The 23,982-nt window shown below is 70.1% G+C and carries 25 protein-coding genes, 4 tRNA genes and 1 pseudogene; 22 read left to right on the top strand and 8 right to left on the bottom strand.

The features are described from left to right. Positions 1–12: 12 nt before the first annotated feature. From ACFC0D_RS11430 to ACFC0D_RS11440, 3 genes are all read right to left on the bottom strand, one after another. Positions 13–639 (bottom strand): alpha-ketoglutarate-dependent dioxygenase AlkB, encoded by a 627-nt coding sequence (locus ACFC0D_RS11430; RefSeq protein WP_376433639.1) that lies wholly within the window; start codon positions 637–639, stop codon positions 13–15. Then, complete coding sequence (locus tag ACFC0D_RS11435; RefSeq protein WP_376433591.1) at positions 639–1,139, bottom strand: methylated-DNA--[protein]-cysteine S-methyltransferase; 501 nt, start codon at positions 1,137–1,139, stop codon at positions 639–641. The genes ACFC0D_RS11430 and ACFC0D_RS11435 overlap by 1 nt, the downstream gene beginning before the upstream one ends. An 89-nt stretch (positions 1,140–1,228) precedes the next feature. Beyond that, positions 1,229–1,717, bottom strand: coding sequence for a YajQ family cyclic di-GMP-binding protein (locus ACFC0D_RS11440; RefSeq protein WP_147980723.1), 489 nt, complete (start codon positions 1,715–1,717; stop codon positions 1,229–1,231). A 182-nt stretch (positions 1,718–1,899) separates the two neighbouring features. Here ACFC0D_RS11440 and ACFC0D_RS11445 point away from each other — a divergent pair. Further along, positions 1,900–1,981, top strand: a tRNA-Tyr gene (locus ACFC0D_RS11445). 595 nt (positions 1,982–2,576) lie between these two features. Then, on the top strand, positions 2,577–4,784 hold the full coding sequence (locus ACFC0D_RS11450; RefSeq protein ID WP_376433594.1) for an FhaA domain-containing protein: 2,208 nt from the start codon (positions 2,577–2,579) through the stop codon (positions 4,782–4,784). 347 nt (positions 4,785–5,131) lie between these two features. Here the strand turns inward: ACFC0D_RS11450 and ACFC0D_RS11455 are convergent, their stop codons facing one another. Together ACFC0D_RS11455 and ACFC0D_RS11460 are read right to left on the bottom strand one after the other, a co-directional pair. Next, a complete protein-coding gene (locus tag ACFC0D_RS11455) occupies positions 5,132–5,788 on the bottom strand; it encodes an NAD(P)H-binding protein (protein WP_376433596.1) in 657 nt (218 codons plus the stop codon). A 2-nt stretch (positions 5,789–5,790) separates the two neighbouring features. Then, positions 5,791–7,071 carry an amidohydrolase family protein gene (locus ACFC0D_RS11460; protein WP_376433598.1) on the bottom strand — a complete coding sequence of 427 codons (1,281 nt, stop codon included), beginning with the start codon at positions 7,069–7,071 and terminating at the stop codon, positions 5,791–5,793. A 231-nt stretch (positions 7,072–7,302) separates the two neighbouring features. Between ACFC0D_RS11460 and ACFC0D_RS11465 the strand changes: the two genes are divergently transcribed. From ACFC0D_RS11465 to ACFC0D_RS11510, 10 genes and pseudogenes are all read left to right on the top strand, one after another. After that, positions 7,303–7,375, top strand: a tRNA-Thr gene (locus tag ACFC0D_RS11465). A gap of 44 nt (positions 7,376–7,419) precedes the next feature. Continuing rightward, positions 7,420–7,492: transfer RNA gene (locus ACFC0D_RS11470), tRNA-Met, on the top strand. Between the two features lie 89 nt (positions 7,493–7,581). Further along, a complete protein-coding gene (gene rpmG, locus ACFC0D_RS11475) occupies positions 7,582–7,746 on the top strand; it encodes a 50S ribosomal protein L33 (RefSeq protein ID WP_003956487.1) in 165 nt (54 codons plus the stop codon). An 82-nt stretch (positions 7,747–7,828) separates the two neighbouring features. After that, the gene (locus ACFC0D_RS11480) at positions 7,829–8,281 is read left to right on the top strand and encodes a MaoC family dehydratase N-terminal domain-containing protein (RefSeq protein WP_376433600.1); all 453 of its coding nucleotides are present in this window, start codon (positions 7,829–7,831) and stop codon (positions 8,279–8,281) included. 2 nt (positions 8,282–8,283) lie between these two features. Continuing rightward, a complete protein-coding gene (locus ACFC0D_RS11485) occupies positions 8,284–8,712 on the top strand; it encodes a MaoC family dehydratase (protein ID WP_376433602.1) in 429 nt (142 codons plus the stop codon). A gap of 113 nt (positions 8,713–8,825) precedes the next feature. After that, positions 8,826–9,395: a TetR/AcrR family transcriptional regulator gene (locus tag ACFC0D_RS11490; RefSeq protein WP_376433604.1), complete on the top strand. Its 570-nt coding sequence runs from the start codon at positions 8,826–8,828 to the stop codon at positions 9,393–9,395. 83 nt (positions 9,396–9,478) lie between these two features. Further along, positions 9,479–10,909 (top strand): MFS transporter, encoded by a 1,431-nt coding sequence (locus ACFC0D_RS11495; protein WP_376433606.1) that lies wholly within the window; start codon positions 9,479–9,481, stop codon positions 10,907–10,909. Positions 10,910–11,133: 224 nt separating this feature from the next. Then, positions 11,134–12,210, top strand: a pseudogene (locus ACFC0D_RS11500) (UDP-N-acetylmuramate dehydrogenase); the annotation flags it as partial. A gap of 91 nt (positions 12,211–12,301) precedes the next feature. Further along, complete coding sequence (locus ACFC0D_RS11505; protein WP_376433608.1) at positions 12,302–12,814, top strand: SigE family RNA polymerase sigma factor; 513 nt, start codon at positions 12,302–12,304, stop codon at positions 12,812–12,814. Then, positions 12,814–13,815, top strand: coding sequence for a hypothetical protein (locus ACFC0D_RS11510; protein WP_376433610.1), 1,002 nt, complete (start codon positions 12,814–12,816; stop codon positions 13,813–13,815). The genes ACFC0D_RS11505 and ACFC0D_RS11510 overlap by 1 nt, the downstream gene beginning before the upstream one ends. A 75-nt stretch (positions 13,816–13,890) precedes the next feature. Here ACFC0D_RS11510 and ACFC0D_RS11515 read toward each other — a convergent pair whose 3' ends face one another. After that, positions 13,891–14,523, bottom strand: coding sequence for an NAD(P)-dependent oxidoreductase (locus ACFC0D_RS11515; RefSeq protein ID WP_376433612.1), 633 nt, complete (start codon positions 14,521–14,523; stop codon positions 13,891–13,893). Positions 14,524–14,611: 88 nt separating this feature from the next. Between ACFC0D_RS11515 and ACFC0D_RS11520 the strand changes: the two genes are divergently transcribed. Both ACFC0D_RS11520 and ACFC0D_RS11525 read left to right on the top strand, forming a co-directional pair. After that, a complete protein-coding gene (locus ACFC0D_RS11520; RefSeq protein WP_376433614.1) occupies positions 14,612–15,217 on the top strand; it encodes a TetR/AcrR family transcriptional regulator in 606 nt (201 codons plus the stop codon). Between the two features lie 38 nt (positions 15,218–15,255). Then, entirely contained in the window at positions 15,256–15,984 is a 729-nt protein-coding gene (locus ACFC0D_RS11525; protein ID WP_376433616.1) for a hypothetical protein, read from the top strand. On the opposite strand, the gene ACFC0D_RS11530 is transcribed toward ACFC0D_RS11525, so the two are convergent. Then, on the bottom strand, positions 15,929–16,972 hold the full coding sequence (locus ACFC0D_RS11530) for an adenosine deaminase (RefSeq protein WP_376433618.1): 1,044 nt from the start codon (positions 16,970–16,972) through the stop codon (positions 15,929–15,931). The two genes, ACFC0D_RS11525 and ACFC0D_RS11530, sit on opposite strands and share 56 nt — an antisense overlap. 125 nt (positions 16,973–17,097) lie before the next feature. Then, on the bottom strand, positions 17,098–18,324 hold the full coding sequence (locus ACFC0D_RS11535; protein WP_376433620.1) for a pyridoxal phosphate-dependent aminotransferase: 1,227 nt from the start codon (positions 18,322–18,324) through the stop codon (positions 17,098–17,100). 203 nt (positions 18,325–18,527) lie between these two features. On the opposite strand from ACFC0D_RS11535, the gene ACFC0D_RS11540 reads away from it, so the two are divergent. The 8 genes from ACFC0D_RS11540 to rplL all read left to right on the top strand — a co-directional run bounded on the left by ACFC0D_RS11540 (position 18,528) and on the right by rplL (position 23,687). Then, positions 18,528–18,600, top strand: a tRNA-Trp gene (locus ACFC0D_RS11540). Between the two features lie 103 nt (positions 18,601–18,703). Further along, positions 18,704–18,991 (top strand): preprotein translocase subunit SecE, encoded by a 288-nt coding sequence (gene secE / locus ACFC0D_RS11545; protein WP_137993978.1) that lies wholly within the window; start codon positions 18,704–18,706, stop codon positions 18,989–18,991. A gap of 43 nt (positions 18,992–19,034) precedes the next feature. Beyond that, on the top strand, positions 19,035–19,931 hold the full coding sequence (gene nusG / locus ACFC0D_RS11550) for a transcription termination/antitermination protein NusG (protein WP_376433623.1): 897 nt from the start codon (positions 19,035–19,037) through the stop codon (positions 19,929–19,931). A 159-nt stretch (positions 19,932–20,090) separates the two neighbouring features. Beyond that, positions 20,091–20,525 carry a 50S ribosomal protein L11 gene (rplK, locus tag ACFC0D_RS11555; protein ID WP_030318720.1) on the top strand — a complete coding sequence of 145 codons (435 nt, stop codon included), beginning with the start codon at positions 20,091–20,093 and terminating at the stop codon, positions 20,523–20,525. 81 nt (positions 20,526–20,606) lie between these two features. Further along, complete coding sequence (rplA, locus tag ACFC0D_RS11560; RefSeq protein WP_361445285.1) at positions 20,607–21,335, top strand: 50S ribosomal protein L1; 729 nt, start codon at positions 20,607–20,609, stop codon at positions 21,333–21,335. 144 nt (positions 21,336–21,479) lie between these two features. Beyond that, positions 21,480–22,397 carry a hypothetical protein gene (locus ACFC0D_RS11565; protein WP_376433625.1) on the top strand — a complete coding sequence of 306 codons (918 nt, stop codon included), beginning with the start codon at positions 21,480–21,482 and terminating at the stop codon, positions 22,395–22,397. A gap of 265 nt (positions 22,398–22,662) precedes the next feature. Next, positions 22,663–23,193: a 50S ribosomal protein L10 gene (gene rplJ, locus ACFC0D_RS11570; protein ID WP_362362192.1), complete on the top strand. Its 531-nt coding sequence runs from the start codon at positions 22,663–22,665 to the stop codon at positions 23,191–23,193. A gap of 110 nt (positions 23,194–23,303) precedes the next feature. Continuing rightward, the gene (gene rplL / locus ACFC0D_RS11575; protein WP_376433628.1) at positions 23,304–23,687 is read left to right on the top strand and encodes a 50S ribosomal protein L7/L12; all 384 of its coding nucleotides are present in this window, start codon (positions 23,304–23,306) and stop codon (positions 23,685–23,687) included. Positions 23,688–23,982 lie beyond the last annotated feature (295 nt).

Genomic DNA, 23,982 nt, shown 5'->3' on the forward strand with positions numbered 1-23,982 from the left:
GCCTCGGCGCGCTCAGAGCCCCGTCTCGCGGAGGGTGATGTTCAGTCGCCCCGTCAGCCCGAGGGCCGGATCGGCCGTGCCGGCAAGGACCTTGGGCACGCCGTGGTACGCGAAGCGCGACGGCCCGCCGAAGACGAAGAGATCCCCGGACGCCAACTCGACGTCGGTGTACGGCTTCCCCCGGCTCTCGGTGTTCCCGAACCGGAACACGCAACGGTCACCGAGGCTCAGCGACACCACCGGCGCACCGGACCGCTCCTCCTTGTCCTGGTGCAGTCCCATCCTGGCGCCGGCGTCGGCGTCGTAGAAGTTCACGAGGGCGGTGTCGGGGCGGAAGTCCTGACCTTCCCCGTATGCCTCGATCACCGCCTCGCCCCCCAACTCGCCCAACCAGCCGGGCAGTTCGACATCGATCGTGTCGAGATACCGGTACGGCACCCAGCGCCGCCCGAGGCAGAGCGACCGCACGGACATCACCCCGCCGCCCGGCAGCACGGTGTGCCGGTACGGCACCGGCCCGCGCCCCCACTCCCGGCAGGCGGCCACCAACTCCCGCTGCCGTTCGAGGGAGAGCCACCCGGGAACGTGCACCGCACCGGGGGCCACGACGGCCCGCTCCCGGGCGAACAGCCCGTCCATCACGCCACCAGGGCGCCTTCGAGCCCGAGCAGCCGCTCCTTGCGCTCCAGACCGGCCGCGTACCCGCGCAGACTCCCGTCGGCGCCGATCACCCGGTGGCAGGGCCGGACCACCAGGAGCGGGTTGCGCCCGATCGCGGTACCGACGGCCCGCACCCCGGCCCCCGAGGAACCCACCTGCCGGGCGATGTCCCCGTACGAGACGGTGGAGCCGTAGGGGATCTCCTCCAGGGCGCGCCAGACGCGCCGCTGGAAGTCCGTCCCGCTCTCCGCGAACGGGATGTCGAAGCGGTCGCGGCGGCCGGCGAAGTACTCACCGAGCTGCGCAGCGATCTCCTCGAACGCCTCGGGCGCGTGCCGCCAGCCGTCCTCGACGGCGGCGGCACCCTTCTGCCCGGGCAGCGACAGCGAGACCAGCGCGGTCCGACCGCCCTCGTCGGCGTCCTGCCCGACGAGCAGCATCTCGCCCAGGGGCCCCTCGACGTACGCGTACACCGTCATGGCAGTTCCTCTCCTCGCACTCGCTCCGCGTCCAGTGTGCGAGGTCCGCCACCCCGGAGGCTGGCGGCTTTCGGACACGCAGTTCGTGACTACCGGTAGTTCACGAACTGGATCGCGAAGTCGAAGTCCTTGCCCTTGAGCAGCGCCTGCACGGCCTGCAGGTCGTCCCGGCTCTTCGAGCTGACCCGCAGCTCGTCACCCTGGACCTGCGCCTTGACGCCCTTGGGGCCCTCGTCGCGGATGGCCTTCGCGACCTTCTTGGCGTTCTCCTGGGAGATGCCCTCCTCGATCGTGGCGAAGATCTTGTACTCCTTGCCGGACAGCTGCGGCTCACCGGCGTCCAGCGACTTCAGCGAGATCCCGCGCTTGATCAGCTTGGTCTCGAAGATGTCGAGGATCGCCTTCACGCGCTCCTCGCCGTTGGCCTGCATCAGGATCTTCTCGCCCGACCAGGAGATCGAGGCGTCGGTGCCCTTGAAGTCGTAGCGCTGCGAGATCTCCTTCGCGGCCTGGTTGAGGGCGTTGTCGACCTCCTGCCGCTCGACCTTGGAGACGATGTCGAAACTGGAGTCGGCCATGACGTGTGGCTCCTTGCGTCGAAGACGTTGCGGTTGCGTTGGCGTACGAGGCAAGCCTAGTCATCCGATCACGCCCGATCCGCTGATCAATCGGGTGGCGGAGCACCCCTGAGGATCAGGTATCGTTTACGTCGTTGCCACGGAGCACCGCCGAAAAGCGGCTCCGAGCAGCGACATCCCATGGCGGTGTGCCCGAGTGGCCAATGGGAGCGGACTGTAAATCCGTCGGCTTAGCCTACCCAGGTTCGAATCCTGGCGCCGCCACGCGATAAGAACGGCCCCTGATCTGCGGAAACGCGATCAGGGGCCGTTCTGCTGTGCCCGCTCGCGGGGCATGGCCGTCTCGCCCTGTCTCGCCGAATCCCGCTCCCTTCCGGCGTCTTTGGACGACATGTGGACGAGGCTCGGGGCGCCACCTGCTGACACCGGCCGATCTGTGGTTCAGGCGGTGGACGGTCCGCGCGGTCCGGTCGAGGCGGGCGGAGATCTTGGCGTTGGCCGCGTACTCGCCGTCCTCCCGTGTCGACGAGAACCGAACCGGCCTTGCCCGAGGGTCTCCCGGGCCGGGCGGCGGCCGCGAATCGCGAGCGCCCGACGGGCCCATCCGGCCCTGCTCCGCCTGACGGGCCGTAGGGGCTGTTGGCGGTGCCGGGGGTGATTCCGGGCGAAAAGGCCAGGTCACGGAGGTCGCACCGGTGTTGTCGGCCCGCAGGGCGCCGTTCCGGACACCCGCTGGAGTCACCGATCCGGTGAATTAGGGCGACACACCGCAGACAGTCACGGATTGTGGCTATATAGCTACTATCGGCAATCTTCATTTCATCTGACCATCACGGCAGACCAGCACCCGGAGGCTGCATTGGGGACGCTGAACAAGATCGAACAGCGCTTCGAGACCTTGGTCAACGGAACCTTCGCCAAGGTTTTCAAATCTGCGGTCCAGCCCATGGAGTTCATCGGCGCTCTCAGGCGTGAGTGCGACATAAACGCCAGGATCTGGCATCGGGACTGCTTCATCGCGCCCAACGGCTTCATCGTCGAACTCAGTCCGAACGATCACGAACTGCAGAGTGCGTGCCTGGTCATGCTCGGTGAGGGCCTGGTCCTGAAGCTGCGCGAGTACGCCGATCAGCAGGGCTATTCGTTCGTAGGGCCGCTGAAGGTGCAGCTGCAGCGCACGGAGAACCTGAAGCCCGGACGGTTCCGCGTGCGCAGCCGACTTGAGGTCCCGCCCGAGGTCCAGCGCGCTCTGCAGGCCCATCAGCAGTACCGCGCCACGTATGCGCCGTCGGCCGGGCTCGGCAACGGCGGGACCCCGTCCTGGCATGCGTCCCCGCCCACCCCGCGCGGGGACAAACAGGTCCTGACGGTGGAGCAGTTCGTGTCCTTCGGCCTGACGTTCGCCCGGGACGGCACGCTCGTCCGCGCCGACCCGCCGGGCCCTCTCGCCACGCCGCCCGGGGCACCGCGCCTCCTGGAGCCCGTGGTGGATCGCGCGGGTGTGGCTGTTCTGTCCCGGTCCGGTCGGTCCGAGCCTCGGATCAGGAGGCTGGCCGAGGGGATACCCCCGGTCGCTCCCGTTCCCCTCGGCGGTCCGCCCGAGGCAGACGCCTCACGTCATCGGTTCGGCAAGCAGACCCAACCGCCGGCCGGCGAGTACCGCAGTCGTCACCCCGCCCCAGCACCCGACGGAATTCTCACGCAGTCGAAAGGACCCACCGTGACCAACGTTCGCGACACCTCTGTCGACGGTCCCGCAGCCGACAGGAGACGAAAGGCCTCCGACGGCCCCGACCTCCGCCCGCCCGCCGCCGGCGAGCCCGGCGACGCCGAGTCGACGGAACCCGCGACCAGCATGCGGGGCGCTTACGAGACCTCACCGCCGCGCGGCGCGGCGGAGCACTACCCCTCGGCGCCCGCCGCGCACGGCCTCGGCGCAGAGCAGCCGCTGCCCCCTTCCTACGGCAACCGGGGGCACATGCCGCACGGTGCCCCCGGAGCGCGGGCGCCCTACAGCCCGTCGGCTCACCAGAGTCCGGCGCCCTGGCAGTCACCGGACCGGGGTGGCCGCGGCGGCGGGTCCCTGGGTCGCAGTGCCGCGGTCGAGCTCTCCTCCGACCGTTTGCTGCGCACTCGGACCACCGAACGTCCCAGCATCAGTCGGTTGCGATTCGCCGGCAGGAGCGTGGAGCGGGAGCGTCAGCAGAAGCTGGCCATCCTCCGCACTCCGGTGACGCAGTGCCACAAGATCGCCGTCATCAGCCTCAAGGGCGGAGTCGGTAAGACGACCACCACGACTGCCCTGGGCGCGACTCTCGCCAGCGAGCGCCAGGACCGGGTCGTCGCGATCGACGCCAATCCGGATGCGGGAACGCTCAGTCGACGCGTGCGCTGCGAGACCGGCGCCACCATTCGCGACCTCGTGGCCGAGCTCCCGAACATCGACAACTACATGGCCGTACGGCGCTTCACCTCCCAGTCCCCGAGCGGACTGGAGATCCTCGCGAACGAGGCGGACCCCGCGCTTTCCACCGCGTTCGACGAGGAGGACTACCGAAAGGTGGTCGGCTGCCTCGGACAGCACTATCCGATCGTCCTGACGGACTCCGGAACCGGCCTGCTGCACAGCGCCATGCGGGGCATCCTGGATTTCGCGGACCAGCTGATCGTGATCGCCACGCCCAGCGTGGACGGCGCCACCAGCGCCAGCACAACCCTGGACTGGCTCAGCGCGCACAACTACGACGACCTCGTCCAGCGGAGCATCACCGTGATCTCCGAGACCCGCAAGAAGAGCAAGATGGTGCGGGTCAATGACGTCGTGGACCACTTCCGCGCCCGGTGCCGGGGCGTGGTGCTGATTCCGTTCGACGAGCACCTCGCCACGGGCGCGGAAGTCGATCTGGAGCAGATGAAGCCACGGACCCGTCAGGCCTACTTCGAGCTGGCGACGCTGGTGGCCGCGGACTTCCCCCGCACCCAGCCCGAGGCTACGAGCTGGGGCGCCTCCTACCCCCACTCGGGATACAACGAGGCCAGCATGTTCGCCACCCCCGCATGGGGCTGATCCGATACCGGAGCAGGGTTCACGACGACGCGGCGTCGGCCACCGAGATGGCCGGCGCCGCCACTCGGCTGCACGGCGCTCGACCCTTCGCGACGGCGTGTAGACGCTCGGTGCGGTGACGCGCGCCCCGGTGGATGGTGACGCCGCCGTACGGTCGAGGCGGGCCGGGCGCCTGCGGACGGCGCAACATCTCGACCGTCATGGCCCGTTTGCAGCGGTCCGTGGGCGACACCTGTACGGAGCCAGGCACTTGTCGCGCATGTGGTGCTGCGTACCAGGTCGGCGCGGGTCTGCAGGCCGAAGGTCCCCGGTGTTCGCACCGGGGACCTTCTTCCTTGTTCCGGGGGTCAGTTGCCCGCCATGTCCTTCACCGCCACAGCGACCGGCGTCGAGCCGCTGATCAGTTCCAGGGTCAGGCCCGCCGTCGCCGGGGTGTCCAGGAGTTCGGCGAGGACCGCCGCCACGTCGTCGCGGGAGACCGGGCCGCGGCCCGTCGCCGCGCCCAGGTGGACGAGGCCTTTGCCCGCGTCGTTCGTCAGTGAGCCGGGGCGCAGGATCGTCCAGTCCAGGCCCTCGCGGGCGCGCACGGAGTCGTCCGCCGCGCCCTTGGCGCGCAGGTAGATGTCGAAGACCTCGTCGCCCGGATGGGCGGAGTCGGCGCCCATGGACGAGACGACGATGTACCGGCGTACGCCCGCCCGTTCCGCCGCGTCGGCGAACAGGACCGCCGCCGCGCGGTCCACCGTGTCCTTGCGGGCGGTGCCGCTGCCCGGGCCCGCGCCCGCCGCGAAGACCGCCGCGTCGGCGCCCTGAAGGACCGCCGCGACCATCTCCACCGTGGCCGACTCCAGGTCCAGCACGACCGGTTCTGCTCCGGCCGCGCGCAGGTCGTCGGCCTGCTCCGGATTGCGGATGAGCCCCGCCGCCTCATGCCCCGCCGCCGCGAGCAGGCGCTCCAGGCGCAGGGCGATCTGACCGTGTCCTCCAGCGATGACAATGCGCATACTCACGACCGTACGACGGGACCGGCCGGAGGGCTTCCCGGCTCGGGACGTTCCGGGCGGGCGGCCTGGCGCGGCAGGTCGAGCGCCGCCGCCGAGTCGCAGTACTCGCGTACGGCGCTGGTCCGCGCCACCACGCGGCCCCGGTGAACCACGATCCTGCTGTACGCCAGGGACAGCACGCCCGAGAGGCGCTCACCGCGCACCGCGAGCAGCTCGGCCGGGAACCCGGCCTCCACCCGTACCTCGGGGAGTCCCATCGCGGTACGGGCCGTCGCGCTCACCGCCCCGTAGGCGTCCTCGGCCGGCAGTCCGCCCAGCGAGGCCAGCAGATACGCGGCCTCCAGCGGATCCCCGCGCCCCACCGGGTTGGAGACGTCCCGCAGTGCCCCGCCGCCCGCCGCGAGCCGTACGCCCGCCGCCCGCAGCAGCCGGACCGGCGCCGCGCCGCGCAGTTCGGTCGCGCCGCAGCCGCCCTGCGGGAGACAGACCACCGTCACCCCGGCCGCGGCCAGTTGGTCGGCGGCCCGTCGCGCCACCTCCGACGGCAGCCGGGACAGGCCGGCGCACGGGCCGATCGTCACTCCCGGCCGCAGTCCGCCCGCCATGGCCGCCAGCCGGGCGAGCCGCGCCGGATCGTCACCGTCGGTGTGCAGGTCGACCGGGCAGCCCTGCTCCGCCGCCACCTCCAGGACCGCCTCCACGTACCCGGCCGGGTCGGGGTCGAGGTCGGGGCAGCCGCCCACCACGCCCGCGCCCATCTTCACGGCGTCCCGCAGCATCGCGAGCCCGTCCGTGCCCGCCGCTCCCGTGAGCAGCCGGGGCACCGCGACCGTCGTGAGGTCGGTCAGGCCGCGCAGCGACCGCCGCGCCTGGAGGACCGCCTCGAGGGTTCCCAGGCCCTGTACGTCGCCGATCCGGACGTGCGCGCGCAGCGCGGTGGCGCCGTGGCCGAGTTGCAGCAGCGCGGCCTCGGTGGCCCGCCGCTGCACCTCCTCGGGGGCGTACGAGGCGGGGCCGGGGGAGTCGGCGCTGAGCGCGGTGTCGGAGTGGGCGTGCGGTTCCGCGGGGGCGGGGAGCAGGAGATAGCCGGAGAGGTCCACGCGGGCGCCGAGGGCGGTGAGGCTGCCGGCCGTGCCGACGGCCTCGATCCGGCCCCCGCCCATCCGGACGTCGACCGTCCGTCCGTCGGTGAGGCGGGCGTTGGAGAGCAGGAGCGAGGTGGAGTCGGCGGTGGCGGCGGCCCAGTCGTCGGGCGGCTGGGGCTGCTTGCTGTCGGCTGACATCGGGCTCCTCAAGGCTCCTCAAAGTTCCAGCTCAAGAACAAGATCACGCAGCGTGGGGCCGAGCCTAGGGGCGCTCCGGCCGCCCTTCGAGGAGGAGCGCAATAGTCGTACTGATGAGGCCACGTGTGGCCTACGGGACGGGGGAGGAGACCGCGCGCGTGGGCGCGTGGAGGGAGGGCACGAAACGGATTTGGGCGATCGGCGGAGGACCGTGTAATGTCTTCATCGCTCGCCCCAATAGCTCAGTCGGTAGAGCGTCTCCATGGTAAGGAGAAGGTCTACGGTTCGATTCCGTATTGGGGCTCTGGTGAGAGGGAACCCGCCTTCGGGCGGGATCCGGATCATCAAAGCGGTGTAGCTCAGTCGGTAGAGCAAGCGGCTCATAATCGCTGTGTCACCGGTTCAAGTCCGGTCACCGCTACACACAGTAGCCGATTGTGGGGTCGGTCCTTCGATCGGCTACTCTTTTATGCGTTCATCCGTCCATCCGTCCGTCCAAGGAGCACTCACGTGGCTGCCACCGACGTCCGCCCGAAGATCACGCTGGCCTGCGTGGAGTGCAAGGAGCGGAACTACATCACCAAGAAGAACCGGCGTAACAACCCGGACCGTCTTGAGATGAAGAAGCACTGCCCTCGCTGCAACTCGCACACGGCGCACCGCGAGACGCGCTAATCAGGCTCGTACACGAGGCCGTCCCCACCAGGGGGCGGCCTCGTGTCGTTTGTCGGCAACAAATCCAGGAGGTATCGAGTCCATGGCGCTCGACCAGTCCTTCGTGGGCCGGACCTATCCGCCCACCGCGGCTTACGAGGTCGGCCGCGAAAAGATCCGCGAGTTCGCCGAGGCGATCGGCGACGCGAATCCGGCCTACGTCGACCAGGAAGCGGCTAAGACGCTCGGTCACCCCGATGTGATCGCTCCGCCGACTTTTGTGTTCGCGATCACTTTCAAGGCCGCGGGGCAGGTCGTCGAGGACCCGCAGCTGGGCCTGGACTACAGCCGTGTCGTGCACGGCGACCAGAAGTTCGCGTACACCCGGCCGGTGCGGGCGGGTGACCGGCTCTCGGTCACCTCGACCATCGAGGCGATCAAGTCGATGGCCGGCAACGACATCCTGGACATCCGCGGTGAGGTCCACGACGAGACCGGCGAGCACGTCGTGACCGCGTGGACCAAGCTCGTGTCCCGCGCCCCCGAGGAGGCCTGAGGATGACCGCGAAGATCGCTTACGACGAGGTCGAGGTCGGCACGGAGCTGCCGGCGCAGTCCTTCCCGGTGACGCGCGCCACGCTGGTGCGCTACGCCGGTGCCTCCGGTGACTTCAACCCGATCCACTGGAACGAGAAGTTCGCGGTCGGCGTCGGCCTGCCGGACGTCATCGCGCACGGCATGTTCACCATGGCCGAGGCGATCCGCGTCGTGACCGACTGGGCCGGCGACCCGGCGGCCGTCGTCGAGTACGGCGTGCGCTTCACCAAGCCGGTGGTCGTGCCCAACGACGACGACGGCGCCCTGATCGAGGTCGGCGCCAAGGTGGCGGCGAAGCTGGACGACAACCAGGTCCGGGTGGACCTGACCGCGATGTCGGCGGGCCAGAAGGTTCTGGGCATGTCCCGGGCCGTGGTCAGGCTCGCGTAGCGGTACTGATTGCCAGGAGGGGGCGGCCGCGGAAGCGGTCGCCCCCGATCCTGCTTGGATCGGGTTCCAGCGCCCTCTTGACCAAGTTAGTGATTGAGTACTAACTTAGTCACATGGTCAGGATGAGTGCGGAGGAGCGGCGCGAGAGCGTCATCCGTGCGGCGATGAGGGAATTCGCCCGCGGTGGCTACCACGGCACCTCCACGGAGGCGATCGCCAAGCGTGTCGGCGTCTCGCAGCCGTACCTGTTCCGGCTCTTCCCCGGAAAGAAGGCCATCTTCCTGGCGGCGTCCGAGCGCTGCCTGGAGGACACCCGGCGGGTCTTCCGGGAGGCCGCCGAGGGGCTGACGGGGGAGGAGGCCCTGCATGCCATGGCCAACGCCTACACCCGGCTCATCGCCGAGCAGCCGGACCGGCTCCTGATGCAGATGCAGGTGTACGTCGCGGTGGCCGCCGCGGAGGAGGCCGGCGACCACGAGTTCGGCGAGGCCGTCCGGGCCGGCTGGATGGAGCTCTGGGAGACCGTCCACCTGCCGCTCGGTGCGGACGTCGGCGAGACCACGACCTTCCTGGCGTACGGCATGCTCATCAACACCCTCGTCGCCATGGGATTTCCGCCGGAGCACCGGGTCTGGGAGGGGTTCTATCCCTCCGCCCGTCGCCTCGGCCGTCTGGAGAAGTAGCGCCATCCGGTGTGATGTGTGCCGGCTTTTCATGATCGCGAAAGTTAGTCATCAATAACTAACCCGAGACTTGAGGGGCAGTAATGAACCAGCCAGCAGCCCGCCGCGGTTCCGCCGCCTGGGCCCTCGTCATCACCAGCGTCGCCGGCTTCATGGCGGCCCTCGACAACCTCGTCGTCACCACCGCCCTGCCCTCGATCCGCGAGGACCTCGGAGGGGCGCTGCACGACCTCGAATGGACGGTGAGCGCGTACACCCTCACCTTCGCCGTCCTGCTGATGTTCGGCGCGGCTCTCGGAGACCGCTTCGGCCGCCGCCGGCTCTTCGTCGTCGGACTCGCCGTCTTCACCGGCGCCTCCGCCGCGGCCGCGCTCGCCCCCGGCATCGACGCGCTGATCGCCGCGCGCGCCGTCCAGGGCGTCGGCGCCGCGATCATGATGCCGCTCACCCTCACGCTGCTCACCGCGGCCGTCCCGGCCGCCAAGCGAGGGATGGCGTTCGGCATCTGGGGCGCCGTCAACGGCCTCGCCGTCGCCTCCGGCCCGCTCATCGGCGGCACCCTCACGGAGCACATCTCCTGGCAGTGGATCTTCTGGCTGAACGTTCCGCTCGGCCTCGCGCTGCTGCCGCTCGCCCGGCTGCGCCTTGCCGAGTCGCACGGCACCGGAGCCCGCCTCGACCTCACCGGCACGCTCCTCGCCAGCGGCGGTCTGTTCGGCATCGTGTACGGGCTGATCCGCGGCCCGATCGACGGCTGGACCTCCATGACCGTCCTCACCGGGCTGATCGCCGGCGCCGCGCTCATCGGCGGATTCATCCACCACGGCATCCACGCCAAGGCGCCGATGCTGCCCATGCGGCTCTTCCGCAACCGCGCCTTCTCCGGCATCAACGCGGCAAGCCTGCTGATGTTCCTCGGTATGTTCGGCTCGATCTTCCTGCTCAGCCAGTACATGCAGGGCGTTCTCGGCTACTCGCCGACCGAGGCGGGACTGAGGATGCTGCCCTGGACCGGAATGCCGATGATCGTCGCGCCGCTCGCGGGCGCGCTCTCCGACCGGATCGGCGGCCGCCCGGTCGTCGCCGCGGGCCTCGCCCTCCAGGCGCTCGGTCTCGCCTGGTTCGCGCTGGTCCTGACCCCCGACGCCTCGTACGCCGTCCAGCTCCCCGCCCTCGTCGTGAGCGGCATCGGCATGGCGCTGTACTTCGCCCCGGCGGCCAACCTCGTCATGTCCAGCGTCCGCCCGTCCGAGCAGGGCATCGCGTCCGGCGCCAACAACGCGCTGCGTGAGGTCGGCGGTGCGCTCGGCGTCGCGGTCATGGCCTCCATCTTCGCCGCGCAGGGCGGATACGAGTCCGGCCAGAGCTTCGTCGACGGCCTGGTACCCGCGCTCTGGGTCGGCGCCGGGATGGTGGCCCTGGGGGCGCTGGCCTCCCTCTTCATCCCGAGGCACCGGGCGATGTCGGCGACCCAGGCGAAGGACTCCGAGGAGCGCCCCCTCGCCGCGGTGTGACCGACGCGGCGCCGCGCCGCCCGGCGGACCGCATCCCCCCACGGGTGGGAGGGGTGTGGGGCAGGGTCGGCGCCGCCAGGCCGGACGCCGCCGGGAGACCCGGCGACGTCCGGCCTTCGGCGCGTCGGTGGAGGTCTTCGGCGGGTCGCCGGGTCGAGCCTTCCGCCGGGTCGGCCCCGGCGGGGCCGGGGCGGCGGCCCGGCCCCGCATCGCACGCGGAACGAGCCCGTACTCTTGAGCGCGTGCAGGAACTCCACGACGCCCCCCTCGCCCCCCTGACCACCTTCCGGCTCGGCGGTCCCGCGGCTCGGCTCGTCACGGCCACGACCGACGACGAGGTGATCGCCGCCGTCCGCGAGGCGGACGCCACCGGCACCCCGCTGCTGGTCATCGGCGGCGGATCCAACCTGGTCATCGGGGACAAGGGCTTCGACGGCACCGCCCTGCGCATCGCGACCAAGGGGTTCGCCCTCGACGGGACGAAGCTGGAGCTGGCCGCCGGCGAGGTCTGGACCGACGCCGTGGCGCGCACCGTCGAGGCCGGGCTCGCCGGGATCGAGTGCCTGGCCGGCATCCCCGGCTCGGCCGGCGCGACCCCGATCCAGAACGTCGGCGCGTACGGCCAGGAGGTTTCCGCCACCATCACCGAGGTCGTCGCCTACGACCGCCGGGCCGACGAGACGGTCACCCTCACCAACGCCGAGTGCGCCTTCTCGTACCGCCACAGCCGCTTCAAGGGCGATCCCGACCGGTACGTCGTGCTGCGTGTCCGCTTCGAGCTGGAGGAGGCGGCGGGGCTCTCCGCGCCGATCAAGTACGCCGAGACCGCCCGCGCCCTCGGCGTCGAGGCCGGCGACCGCGTCCCGCTCGCGCAGGCCCGGGAGACCGTCCTGAAGCTGCGGGCCGGGAAGGGCATGGTCCTGGACGCCGACGACCACGACACCTGGTCGGCCGGCTCCTTCTTCACCAACCCGATCCTGACCCCGGGGGAGTACGAGACCTTCCTCGCCCGGGTGACCGTGCGGCTCGGCGCGGACGTGACCCCGCCGGCCTTCCCCGCGGGGGACGACGGCGCGGTCAAGACCTCGGCGGCCTGGCTGATCGACAAGGCCGGCTTCACCAAGGGGTACGGCTCCGGACCCGCCCGTATCTCCACCAAGCACACCCTCGCCCTCACCAACCGCGGCGAGGCCACCACCGAGGACCTCCTCGCGCTCGCCCGCGAGGTCGTCGCCGGCGTCCGGGACGTCTTCGGGATCACGCTCGTCAACGAGCCGGTGACGGTCGGCGTCAGCATCTGAGCATTCCGTGGAACCCTCCGGGTTCCCCAGGTTGTCGAGTGGGTGACAGGCTCCCGGGAAGCGGGGGCCGCACGCTCGTCGAGGGGGAACGGTGGAGGGGACGGGCCCACCGGATTTCGCCGCGTTCGCGGAGTCGGCGTACGCCTCGCTGCTGCGCACCGCCCGGCTGCTGACCGGTGATCCGCACGCGGCCGAGGACCTCGTCCAGGCCGCGCTGGTCAGGGTCTATCTGCGGTGGGGCGGCTCGGCCCGCTGGGACTCGCCCCAGGCGTACGCCCGCAAGGTCGTCGTCAATCTCTACGCGACCTGGCGCCGCCGCCGCTGGCACACCGAGGTCGTACGCCCCGGGAGCGACAGCGCGCCGGACACCCATGACATGGCCGGTGGTGCCGACGCGCGCCTCGAACTGGCCCGTGCGCTCGCCGCACTGCCCCGCGCGCAGCGCGCGGTGGTGGTGCTCCGCTTCTACGAGGACCTGTCCGTGGAACAGACGGCCGAGCTGCTCGGCTGCTCGCCCGGGACGGTCAAGAGCCGGACCAACAGGGCCTTGGAACGGCTGCGCGCCGGGGGCGCGCTCGCCGGATACGCGGGAAGGGGCGCGTGATGGACGACGCCGAGAACTCCGTCTCCGACAAATCCGTCTCCGAGACCTCCGTCTCCGAGGATTCGCTCTCCCCGGACCTGCTCTCCGAGGACTCCCTGAGGAGTGGGCTGCGCGATCTGGCCGCCGACGGGGGCGCGGGGCCGGCGCCCGTCGCCGCGGTCGTGGGGCGTGGGCGGCGGATCCGACACGTGCGGCGCTCGCTCGCCGCCGGCGCTGCGACGCTCGTGGTGGCCGGCGGCTCGGTCCTGGGCGTCCGCTGGGCGGAGCCGTCGCCGCCGGTGCTGCCCTCGGGCCCGACCGCCGGGCCGGCCACGCCCGCGTATCCGTACGAGGGGAAGTACCGGCCCCAGCCGCCCTCCGGAGCCGACGACCCGCTGGACACCGGCCCTCGCGTGCCGGTGGAGGACGTCCGCTACCGCTACGACCTGTCCGCCGTCTGCGACCTGCGGTACGCAGTCTTCGGCGGGCGGGTGTGGGAGCGGGACGACGGCGGATCGTCGGCGACGGTGAGGTGGGCGGCGGACCGTATGCGGGGCTACATGAGCTGGACGGACGGCCGCCACTCCCGCTCCGAGCCGGACACGGCGGTCTTCGAGACGGACACGCCCACCGCCCTGCCCACGCTCCGCTTCCGCCCGCTGGCCGGGCCGGCGCCGGAGTGTCTCGGGCGGGAGCCCGAGCGGCGGTACGGCGAGGCTCCGGCCGCCACGCTCGGCCCCGACCGGCCGGTCCGGGGCGTCCGCTACCCGTACGACATGACCAAGGAGTGCGGGATGCGCTACGCGGTCTTCGGGGGGCGGTTGTGGCGGGCCGACGGCGAGGGAAGGACGGAGACGATCGTCGACTGGGTGAACGACCTTCCGCTGGCGACCTTCATGACCCTGACCTCGGAGCGGACCGCCGTCCTCGAGTTGCCGGGCCCGTGGCCGGGCCGGCCGGGCGACAGCCCGCGGACGACCACGTACCGGCCGGTGGAGGCTCGGGGCGACGACTGCGCGTAGCCGTGCGCTGCTCGGACGTCCGATGGACGCGGCCGGCCCGCGGCGTCCGCCGCCCCCGGTCGTCACCGCTCCGACTCAATACGCCACCCCCACGCCCTGCTTCACCGTCGCCGGGTCGTTGATCATCGCCAGCATGGCGTGGGCGACGTCGGCGCGGGCCAGGGAGCGGCCGCGGGGCGGGTTGCCGCCGACGACCGAGCGGTAGCGGCCGGTGAGCGGCTTGTTCGTCAGCTTGGGCGGGCGTACGGACGTCCAGTCCGTGGCGCTCGCCGCCAGGTCGCGCTCCATCACACGAAGGTCGTCGTAGATGTCCTTCAGGGCGGAGTTGACGATCGCGAGCACCGCCTTGTCGAGGACGGTCTGTCCGTCCGGAGTGGGGCCGAGCGGGGCGGCGCTGACCACCAGCAGACGCCGGACGCCTTCCGCGTCCATGGCGGCGAGGACCGAGCGGGTCAGCTTCGCGGCGACACCGGCGTCCGCGCGGCGGCGTGCGCCGAGGCCGGACAGTACGGCGTCCTTGCCCGTGACGGCTCCGCGCAGGGAGTCGGGGTCCCTGAGGTCGGCCCGGTGGACCTCCAGCCGCTCGCCGGTGACCGTGAACCGTGCCGGATCCCGTACCACCGCCGTGACCTCGTGGCCCGAGGCCAGTCCCTGACGGACGATCTCCTGGCCGATGCCACCGGTCGCACCGAAGACTGTGAGCTTCATGGCGCACCCTCCTTTGGGGTGGGTAAGTGTTCACTCACCCCTAGAGTGAGTGTGTACTCACCCTTACGTCAAGCCAGTTGGAGCAGCCATGGAGAAGAAGCCCACCCGGGAACGGATCCTCGACGCGGCGCACGAGCTGTGGACCACCGTGGGCCTCGCCCGTACGACCACCAAGGAGATCGCGCGGGGCGCCGGCTGCTCGGAGGCGGCGCTCTACAAGTACTTCGCGGCCAAGGAGGAGCTCTTCGTCGCCGTCCTGACCGAACGTCTCCCCAAGCTGGCACCGCTGCTCGAATCGCTGGCCGCCGAGCCGGGCGGACGCACGGTCGAGGAGAACCTCACCGAGATCGCCCGCCAGGCGGCCCTCTTCTACGCCGAGAGCTTCCCGATCGCCGCCTCCCTCTACGCCGAGACCCGGCTCAAGGCCCGCCACGACGCGTCGATGCGGCGGCTCGACGCCGGGCCGCACCGCCCCCTGGAGAGTCTCGACGCCTACCTGCGCGCCGAACAGGCGGCGGGCCGCGTCGACGCGGGCGCCGACACCTTCGCGGCGGCGTCCTTGCTGCTCGGCGCGTGCTCCCAGCGGGCCTTCGCCTACGACGCGAAGGTCGGCAAGGAGCCGCCGCAGGACCTCGACACGTTCGCGACGTCGATCGCCCGCACCCTGGTGGCCGGGATCGCCGTACGGAAATGACGTTGCGGCCACCACCGAGCCCCGGACACGCTGACCGCATGCGTCTCAAGTGCCGCGAATTCAGGCCCCGCACGGGGCCGCACGCGTACCGGATCGTCCAGCCCTGGCACCCGCTCCGGCACACCACGCTCAACGACCCGCTCGGCGAAGGCTGGGGCTACCTTCTCGGCGACCACGACGGGCTCTCCCGGCTCGCCGCGCTCTTCTCCTTCGCCGCCTTCTCCCGGCACACGATCGTCCACGTGCCGCTGCGCGAGAGCCTCCCCAGGACCTACGCCCCGGGAACGCCCGTCGATCTCGTCCTCGCCCATGGCACACCTGGCCTGCGCCCCTCCGCGTGGCCGCAGCTGCGCGCCCGGCTCCGCACGGGCGGCACCCCACTGACCATCCACACGGACGAGTCCCGCACCGCCGCGCACGCGGCCGCCTGGGAGGCGGAGTGGGAACGGCGTCACTGGCGGGCGAGCGAATGGCTGCGCCCCGCCGTCCACGCCCGCACGCTCTTCCTCTTCGGCGGTCGCGACGTCTTCTCCGCCGCCGCCACCACCTTCGAGGCAGCGGCCGGCTTCGGCCCGCTGCACAAGCGCGCCCGCCAGGGGCACGACGCCCTGACCGGCTCGCTCACCCCGCTCCTGGAGCCGAGCTCCGACGGCCGGTGGGACCGCGCCGAGCTCGACATCGGCTTCCAGGCCCACCCGCCCCTGCACCGCTTCACGCCGCCGGGGCGGCCAGCCAGTCGTCGATGCCGGACAGCAGCTTCCGGCTGACGTCCTCCGGGGCCGCCGAGCCGCGGATCGACTGGCGGGCCAGTTCGGCCAGTTCCGCGTCGGTGAAGGCGTGGTGGCGGCGGGCGATCTCGTACTGGGCGGCGAGACGCGATCCGAAGAGCAGCGGGTCGTCGGCGCCCAGCGCCATCGGGACCCCCGCCTCGAAGAGCGTGCGCAGCGGCACGTCCTCGTGCTTCTCGTAGACCCCGAGGGCCACATTGGACGCAGGGCAGACCTCGCAGGTCACCCCCTTCTCGGCGAGCTTGCGCAGCACCCGAGGGTCCTCCGCCGCCCGCACCCCGTGGCCCACCCGCGCCGCCCGGAGATCGTCCAGACAGTCCCGCACGGACGACGGACCCGTCAGCTCCCCGCCGTGCGGAGCCGCCAGCAGACCGCCCTCACGGGCGATCGCGAAGGCGCGGTCGAAGTCCCGGGCCATGCCCCGGCGCTCGTCGTTGGAGAGCCCGAACCCGACCACGCCCCGGTCCGCGTACCGCACCGCGAGCCGCGCCAGGGTGCGGGCCTCCAGAGGGTGCTTCATCCGGTTCGCGGCCACCAGGACCCGCATCCCGAGCCCGGTCTCGCGCGCGGCCGCGTCCACCGCGTCCAGGATGACCTCCATGGCCGGGATCAGACCGCCGAGCAGGGGAGCGTACGAGGTCGGGTCGACCTGGATCTCCAGCCACCCCGAGCCGTCCCGTACGTCCTCCTGGGCCGCCTCGCGGACCAGACGCTGGATGTCCTCGGGCTCCCGCAGGCAGGACCGGGCGATGTCGTACAGGCGCTGGAACCGGAACCAGCCGCGCTCGTCGGTCGCCCGCAGCTTGGGCGGTGTGCCGCTGCTCAGCGCCTCCGGGAGATGGACCCCGTACTTGTCGGCCAGTTCCAGGAGGGTCGTGGGCCGCATCGACCCGGTGAAGTGCAGGTGCAGATGCGCCTTGGGCAGCAGGCTGATGTCGCGGAAAGGGTGCTCGGAAACGTGCTCCATTGAAGGATCTTGCCGCACCCGAATGGACGAATACAGCCCCTTTCCCCGATCGGGACCTTGCTAGAACGTAAAAACGGGCCCCCGGTTCCGAGAACCAGGGGCCCGCCCACTTCCGCGGTAGGTGCTCAGTCGCGCGCTTCCGCCAGCAGCTTCTGGATCCGGGACACGCCCTCCACCAGGTCCTCGTCACCCAGCGCGTACGAGAGCCGCAGGTAGCCCGGCGTACCGAAGGCCTCGCCCGGAACGACCGCGACCTCGGCCTCGTCCAGGATCAGGGCGGCGAGCTCGACCGAGCTCTGCGGGCGCTTGCCGCGGATCTCCTTGCCGAGCAGCCCCTTCACCGACGGGTACACGTAGAACGCGCCCTCCGGGGTCGGGCACAGCACGCCCTCGATCTCGTTGAGCATCCGCACGATCGTCTGCCGGCGGCGGTCGAAGGCCCGGCCCATCTCCGCGACGGCGTCCAGGTTGCCCGAGACGGCGGCCAGCGCGGCCACCTGCGCCACGTTGCTCACGTTGGACGTGGCGTGCGACTGCAGGTTGGTCGCGGCCTTCACCACGTCCTTCGGGCCGATGATCCAGCCCACGCGCCAGCCGGTCATCGCGTACGTCTTCGCGACGCCGTTGACGACGATGCACTTGTCGCGCAGCTCCGGCATGACCGACGGCAGGGAGACCGCGGAGGCCCCGCCGTAGACCAGGTGCTCGTAGATCTCGTCCGTGAGGACCCACAGACCGTGCTCGACGGCCCAGCGGCCGATCGCCTCGGTCTCGGCCTCGCTGTAGACGGCGCCGGTCGGGTTCGACGGGGAGACGAAGAGGACGACCTTGGTCTTCTCCGTGCGCGCCGCCTCCAGCTGCTCCACCGAGACGCGGTAGCCGGTGGTCTCGTCGGCGACGACATCGACCGGGACACCGCCCGCGAGCCGGATCGACTCGGGGTACGTCGTCCAGTACGGGGCCGGGACGATGACCTCGTCGCCCGGGTCGAGGATCGCGGCGAAGGCCTCGTAGATCGCCTGCTTGCCGCCGTTGGTCACCAGGACCTGGGAGGCGTCGACCTCGTAGCCGGAGTCGCGCAGCGTCTTGGCGGCGATCGCGGCCTTCAGCTCGGGCAGACCGCCGGCCGGCGTGTAGCGGTGGTACTTCGGGTTCTTGCACGCCTCGACGGCGGCGTCGACGATGTAGTCCGGGGTCGGGAAGTCGGGCTCACCCGCGCCGAAACCGATCACCGGGCGCCCGGCGGCCTTGAGGGCCTTGGCCTTGGCGTCGACGGCGAGGGTCGCGGACTCGGAGATCGCACCGACGCGGGCGGAGACCCGGCGCTCGGTCGGAGGGGTAGCAGCGCTCATGCGGCCCATGCTCCCAGACCGCCTTCCCGCCCGGCACACAGGTTTCAGGGAGCGGACAGGAACGGTCATTCCTGGTCGTACGAGGGTCCGCGAGGGCTCCCACGTGCTTTCTGTTCGACGCGGCGCTCATGAACACGTACACTCACTGCTCGTTGGCCCGCACAGACCACATCTCACGATGCGGTAGGTTGGGGGAGCCACAAAGGGTCGTAGCTCAATTGGTAGAGCACCGGTCTCCAAAACCGGCGGTTGGGGGTTCAAGTCCCTCCGGCCCTGCTACACACACCGCCAGGATGTGTGCGCATGTACGTACTTCAATGCACCGCCGTGCGGATCCACCCGGCACGGCACTGCCATGACCCGGGATCAGGTGAGAAGCGTGACGGACGCCGTGGGCTCCATCGACATGCCTGATGCCGAGGACGAGGCGCCGGACTCGAAGAAGAAGGCCCGCAAGGGCGGCAAGCGCGGAAAGAAGGGCCCCCTGGGCCGTCTCGCGCTCTTCTACCGCCAGATCGTCGCGGAACTTCGCAAGGTCGTCTGGCCCACTCGCAGCCAGCTGACGACGTACACCACGGTAGTGATTGTCTTCGTTGTCATCATGATCGGCCTTGTGACCGTGATTGACTATGGCTTCCAGGAAGCAGTCAAGTACGTCTTCGGCTGACTTCTTGTTCCACCCCATCTGTATCCAGGAAGAAGCAGCCACCGTGTCTGACCCGAACCTGAACGAGTCCGTTTCCGAGGACGAGCTCGACATCCTCGAGGCGGCCGACGAGGACCAGGCTGAGGCTGCTGACGCCGCTGCGGGCGAGGCTGCCGAAGAGGCCGCCCTCACCATCGTGGACGACTCCGACGAGGACGTCGAGGACGACACCGACGTCGAGTCCGACGAATCCGACGAAGACGAAGACGAGTCCGGCGAGGACACCGACGTCGAGGCCGAGCTCGAAGAGGCCGAGGAGGCCGACGAGGAGCCCGCCGCTCCGGTCGACCCGATCCAGGCCCTCCGTGACGAGCTTCGCGGTCTGCCCGGCGAGTGGTACGTGATCCACACCTACGCGGGCTACGAGAAGCGCGTGAAGGCCAACCTCGAGCAGCGTGCCGTCTCGCTGAACGTCGAGGAGTTCATCTACCAGGCCGAGGTCCCCGAGGAAGAGATCGTCCAGATCAAGAACGGCGAGCGCAAGAACGTCCGGCAGAACAAGCTGCCCGGTTACGTTCTCGTCCGCATGGATCTGACGAACGAGTCCTGGGGCGTCGTCCGTAACACCCCCGGCGTCACCGGCTTCGTGGGCAACGCCTACGACCCGTACCCGCTGACCCTGGACGAGATCGTCAAGATGCTCGCCCCGGAGGCCGAGGAGAAGGCCGCCCGCGAGGCCGCCGAGGCCGAGGGCAAGCCGGCTCCGGCCCGCAAGGTCGAGGTCCAGGTCCTGGACTTCGAGGTCGGCGACTCGGTCACCGTCACCGACGGCCCCTTCGCCACCCTCCAGGCCACGATCAACGAGATCAACGCCGACTCGAAGAAGGTCAAGGGCCTCGTCGAGATCTTCGGTCGCGAGACCCCGGTCGAGCTCAGCTTCGACCAGATCCAGAAGAACTGACCCTCACAGGTTTCCGAGCAGGTCAGAGTGGCTCTCGCAGCCGCTCTGACCTGCTCGGTTTTTAGCCGCACGTCTATACCCGTTATCGTGGTGCGGTATGCCTCCATCCGGATGACCGGATGGCGGGCTGAACACTCTCACTAGGACCCGGAGAGAGCAATGCCTCCCAAGAAGAAGAAGGTCACGGGGCTTATCAAGCTCCAGATCAACGCTGGTGCGGCCAACCCGGCCCCGCCGGTCGGTCCCGCGCTGGGCCAGCACGGCGTCAACATCATGGAGTTCTGCAAGGCCTACAACGCCGCGACCGAGTCGCAGCGTGGCATGGTCGTGCCGGTGGAGATCACGGTCTACGAGGACCGTTCCTTCACCTTCATCACCAAGACTCCGCCGGCCGCCAAGCTGATCCTCAAGGCCGCGGGTGTGGACAAGGGCTCCGGCGAGCCGCACAAGACCAAGGTTGCCAAGCTCACGGCCGCCCAGGTCCGCGAGATCGCCACGGTCAAGCTCCCCGACCTGAACGCCAACGACCTCGACGCCGCGTCGAAGATCATCGCCGGCACCGCCCGTTCCATGGGCATCACGGTCGAGGGCTGATCAGCCCCCTTGTGACCTCAGTGGTAGGGCCAGCGCCGGCCCGCACCACGACTCCACACACCTGAACCAACAGGAGAAGCAGTGAAGCGCAGCAAGGCACTCCGCGCCGCGGACGCCAAGATCGACCGGGAGCGCAACTACGCCCCCCTCGAGGCCGTCCGTCTGGCCAAGGACACCGCCGCCACCAAGTTCGACGGCACCGTCGAGGTCGCCTTCCGCCTGGGCGTCGACCCGCGCAAGGCCGACCAGATGGTCCGTGGCACCGTGAACCTCCCGCACGGCACCGGTAAGACCGCCCGGGTCCTGGTCTTCGCGACCGGTGACCGTGCCGAGGCCGCGATCGCCGCGGGCGCCGACATCGTCGGCTCCGACGAGCTCATCGACGAGATCTCCAAGGGCCAGCGCCTGAACGAGTTCGACGCCGTTGTGGCCACCCCGGACCTCATGGGCAAGGTCGGCCGCCTCGGCCGCGTCCTCGGCCCGCGTGGTCTCATGCCGAACCCGAAGACCGGCACCGTCACCCCCGATGTCGCGAAGGCTGTCAACGACATCAAGGGCGGCAAGATCGAGTTCCGCGTCGACAAGCACTCGAACCTGCACTTCATCATCGGCAAGGTCTCCTTCGACGAGACGAAGCTGGTCGAGAACTACGCCGCGGCTCTGGAGGAGATCCTCCGTCTGAAGCCGTCCGCCGCCAAGGGCCGCTACATCAAGAAGGCGACCCTGACGACGACGATGGGCCCCGGCATCCCGCTGGACTCCAACCGCACCCGCAACCTCCTCGTCGAGGAGGACCCGGCCGCGGTCTGAGCCCATCCGGCTCGCTGAAGTGGTCAGCCGGCCCCCTGCCCCTCCTCGGAGGGGCAGGGGGCCGGTTTTTTCGTACGACGACGTCAGAGCCCTGGGTTACCGTTCAGTCGTACGACGACCAGAAGATCGCAGGGGTGGGGACTCATGGGCATGACCGCATGGAAGCGCGCGGGCGTCTCGCTGACGGCGGTGGCCGTCATCGCCGGTGTCGCGGGCTGTCAGGACGGCGACGGGGGCAAGAAGGCGGCGTCCGCCCCGGCCAAGGCGAAGGCGACGGCGGAGCCGCAGCTCCAGAGCCACGAGGCCGTCACGAAGGTCATCCAGGCCGCCTACAACAAGACCTCGGACGCCAAGTCCGCGAAGATCCGCCTGACCATCACGATGCCGGCCGTCATGGAGGGCGGCGGCACCATGGAGATGACCGGTGTCCAGGGCTGGAACCCCGGAGCCATGGACATCACCATGAAGGGCTCGCTGATGACGGCCGGCGACCCGGACGCCCCCGAGCAGACGCGCATGATCATGCTCGACGACGCCATGTACATGGACGTGGGCGCCGAGCGGGCCGCCGAGATGGACGGCAAGCGCTGGATGAAGGTGGACCTCAAGGGCCAGAAGGGCCAGGACGGGCTGGGCGGCCTGCAGAGCGGCCTGAACCAGGACCCGGCCCAGCAGCTCGCCCTGCTGCTCGAGTCCCCGAACCTCAAGCACATCGGCGCCGAGAAGATCAACGGCGTCCAGGCCCAGCACTACAAGGGCACGCTGAGCTTCGAGCAGATGATGGACGCCAACAAGGCGAAGTCCGCGACCCTCTCCAAGGAGGAGCGCGAGAAGCTCATCGCCAATGTCGAGAAGATCGGCATGAAGGGCTACGACACCGACGTCTGGGTCGACGAGGCCGGCTACCCGGTCCGCATGGTCGTCTCCATGACCACGGCCGTGGGGACCGTGCACATGAAGGGCGACTACACCGACTACGGCCCGAAGGCCGCCGTCAAGGCCCCGCCCGCCAAGGACACGTACGACCTGTCGGAGATGCTGAAGGGGCTCGGCGGCAGCTGAGCCGTACGGGCGGATTTGCTCCCCGCCGCAGACGTCGCGTACTCTTCCACAGAAGCCAAAGACCGCTGGTCGTTGCCGTGTCTCGTAAGAGATCCGGTGGCCGAAGGTTCGCTGAGATGCGAACGGCCCGCGCAGGTGATCGTGGAAGAGTTCCCGGTTCGTTTCGATCCGGTCGAGCTGAGCCCCGTGCGCCTGCGCCGGGGCGTTTCTCTTTGTTCAGCCCCTTCTGAGCGGTCCTCATCACCCGGAAGGAGGCCGACGCTCTATGGCAAGGCCCGACAAGGCTGCCGCGGTAGCCGAGCTTGAGGACAAGTTCCGCAGCTCGAACGCCGTCGTGCTGACCTCGTACACGGGGCTCACCGTGGCGCAGCTCAAGACGCTGCGTCGTTCGCTCGGTGAGAACGCCCAGTACGCCGTGGTGAAGAACACGCTGACCAAGATTGCGGCCAACCAGGCCGGGATCGCGTCGCTCGACGACCAGCTCGCTGGTTCGACCGCGGCCGCCTTCGTCACCGGTGACCCGGTGGAGTCGGCGAAGGCTCTGCGTGACTTCGCCAAGGACAACCCGAACCTCGTCATCAAGGGCGGTGTCCTTGATGGCAAGGCGCTGACCGCCGACGAGTTCAAGAAGCTTGCGGACCTCGAGTCCCGCGAGGTTCTGCTCAGCAAGCTGGCCGGTGCCTTCAAGGGCAAGCAGTCCCAGACTGCTTCGCTCCTCCAGGCGCTGCCGTCGAAGTTCGTCCGCACCGCGGAGGCGCTTCGCGTCAAGCTCGCCGAGCAGGGCGGTGCCGAGTAATTCGGCTCGCGCACTGATCCACGCCGCCTAGTGCGTGGGTCGTAGCGGGCCGTTACGCCCGCCTCTACATACATCCGGCACCTGCCGAATTAGTGGAAGGATCGCCCATCATGGCGAAGCTCTCTCAGGACGACCTCCTCGCCCAGTTCGAGGAGATGACCCTCATCGAGCTCTCCGAGTTCGTGAAGGCCTTCGAGGACAAGTTCGACGTCACCGCTGCCGCCGCCGTCGCCGTTGCCGGCCCGGCCGCCGCTGGCGCCCCGGCCGAGGCCGAGGCCGAGCAGGACGAGTTCGACGTCATCCTCGAGGGTGCCGGCGAGAAGAAGATCCAGGTCATCAAGGTCGTGCGTGAGCTCACCTCCCTGGGTCTGAAGGAGGCCAAGGACCTCGTCGACGGCACCCCGAAGCCGGTTCTCGAGAAGGTCGCCAAGGAGGCCGCGGAGAAGGCTGCCGAGTCCCTCAAGGCTGCCGGCGCCTCCGTCACGGTCAAGTAAGTCCCTGCGGGTCTCCTGACTCGCTCAGGCGCCTCTCAGGCGCCTCGCCAAGGGCGATCACCCATCCGGGTGGTCGCCCTTCGGCGTGCCCGGGAAGGGCGTGGCGAGGGTCGTGCGAGCCGCGGGGAGCGGAGTATGGTGATCTTCGCCGTGCGCCCCCGCTGACCGGGGGGCCTTGACGAACCGCACGCAGCGCGCAATTCTCAGGACGCGTCGTCACAACGATCCGTATCCGAGGCATGGATCGACGGCGGAACGGGCAGTATCGAGGTGCGCCACACGGCGCGAGGTACCG

It is taken from the genome of Streptomyces sp. NPDC056222 (assembly GCF_042264065.1).
Lineage (GTDB): Bacteria > Actinomycetota > Actinomycetes > Streptomycetales > Streptomycetaceae > Streptomyces.

Bases quoted from the DNA above. Each gene is read 5' to 3' on its own strand.
- ACFC0D_RS11430 (WP_376433639.1), bottom strand. From the start codon at position 639: ATGGACGGGCTGTTCGCCCGGGAGCGGGCCGTCGTGGCCCCCGGTGCG.
- ACFC0D_RS11435 (WP_376433591.1), bottom strand. From the start codon at position 1,139: ATGACGGTGTACGCGTACGTCGAGGGGCCCCTGGGCGAGATGCTGCTC.
- ACFC0D_RS11440 (WP_147980723.1), bottom strand. From the start codon at position 1,717: ATGGCCGACTCCAGTTTCGACATCGTCTCCAAGGTCGAGCGGCAGGAG.
- ACFC0D_RS11455 (WP_376433596.1), bottom strand. From the start codon at position 5,788: ATGCGCATTGTCATCGCTGGAGGACACGGTCAGATCGCCCTGCGCCTG.
- ACFC0D_RS11460 (WP_376433598.1), bottom strand. From the start codon at position 7,071: ATGTCAGCCGACAGCAAGCAGCCCCAGCCGCCCGACGACTGGGCCGCC.
- ACFC0D_RS11480 (WP_376433600.1), top strand. From the start codon at position 7,829: ATGGCGCTCGACCAGTCCTTCGTGGGCCGGACCTATCCGCCCACCGCG.
- ACFC0D_RS11485 (WP_376433602.1), top strand. From the start codon at position 8,284: ATGACCGCGAAGATCGCTTACGACGAGGTCGAGGTCGGCACGGAGCTG.
- ACFC0D_RS11490 (WP_376433604.1), top strand. From the start codon at position 8,826: ATGGTCAGGATGAGTGCGGAGGAGCGGCGCGAGAGCGTCATCCGTGCG.
- ACFC0D_RS11495 (WP_376433606.1), top strand. From the start codon at position 9,479: ATGAACCAGCCAGCAGCCCGCCGCGGTTCCGCCGCCTGGGCCCTCGTC.
- ACFC0D_RS11510 (WP_376433610.1), top strand. From the start codon at position 12,814: ATGGACGACGCCGAGAACTCCGTCTCCGACAAATCCGTCTCCGAGACC.
- ACFC0D_RS11515 (WP_376433612.1), bottom strand. From the start codon at position 14,523: ATGAAGCTCACAGTCTTCGGTGCGACCGGTGGCATCGGCCAGGAGATC.
- ACFC0D_RS11520 (WP_376433614.1), top strand. From the start codon at position 14,612: ATGGAGAAGAAGCCCACCCGGGAACGGATCCTCGACGCGGCGCACGAG.
- ACFC0D_RS11525 (WP_376433616.1), top strand. From the start codon at position 15,256: ATGCGTCTCAAGTGCCGCGAATTCAGGCCCCGCACGGGGCCGCACGCG.
- ACFC0D_RS11530 (WP_376433618.1), bottom strand. From the start codon at position 16,972: ATGGAGCACGTTTCCGAGCACCCTTTCCGCGACATCAGCCTGCTGCCC.
- ACFC0D_RS11535 (WP_376433620.1), bottom strand. From the start codon at position 18,324: ATGAGCGCTGCTACCCCTCCGACCGAGCGCCGGGTCTCCGCCCGCGTC.
- rplK (WP_030318720.1), top strand. From the start codon at position 20,091: ATGCCTCCCAAGAAGAAGAAGGTCACGGGGCTTATCAAGCTCCAGATC.
- ACFC0D_RS11565 (WP_376433625.1), top strand. From the start codon at position 21,480: ATGGGCATGACCGCATGGAAGCGCGCGGGCGTCTCGCTGACGGCGGTG.
- rplJ (WP_362362192.1), top strand. From the start codon at position 22,663: ATGGCAAGGCCCGACAAGGCTGCCGCGGTAGCCGAGCTTGAGGACAAG.
- rplL (WP_376433628.1), top strand. From the start codon at position 23,304: ATGGCGAAGCTCTCTCAGGACGACCTCCTCGCCCAGTTCGAGGAGATG.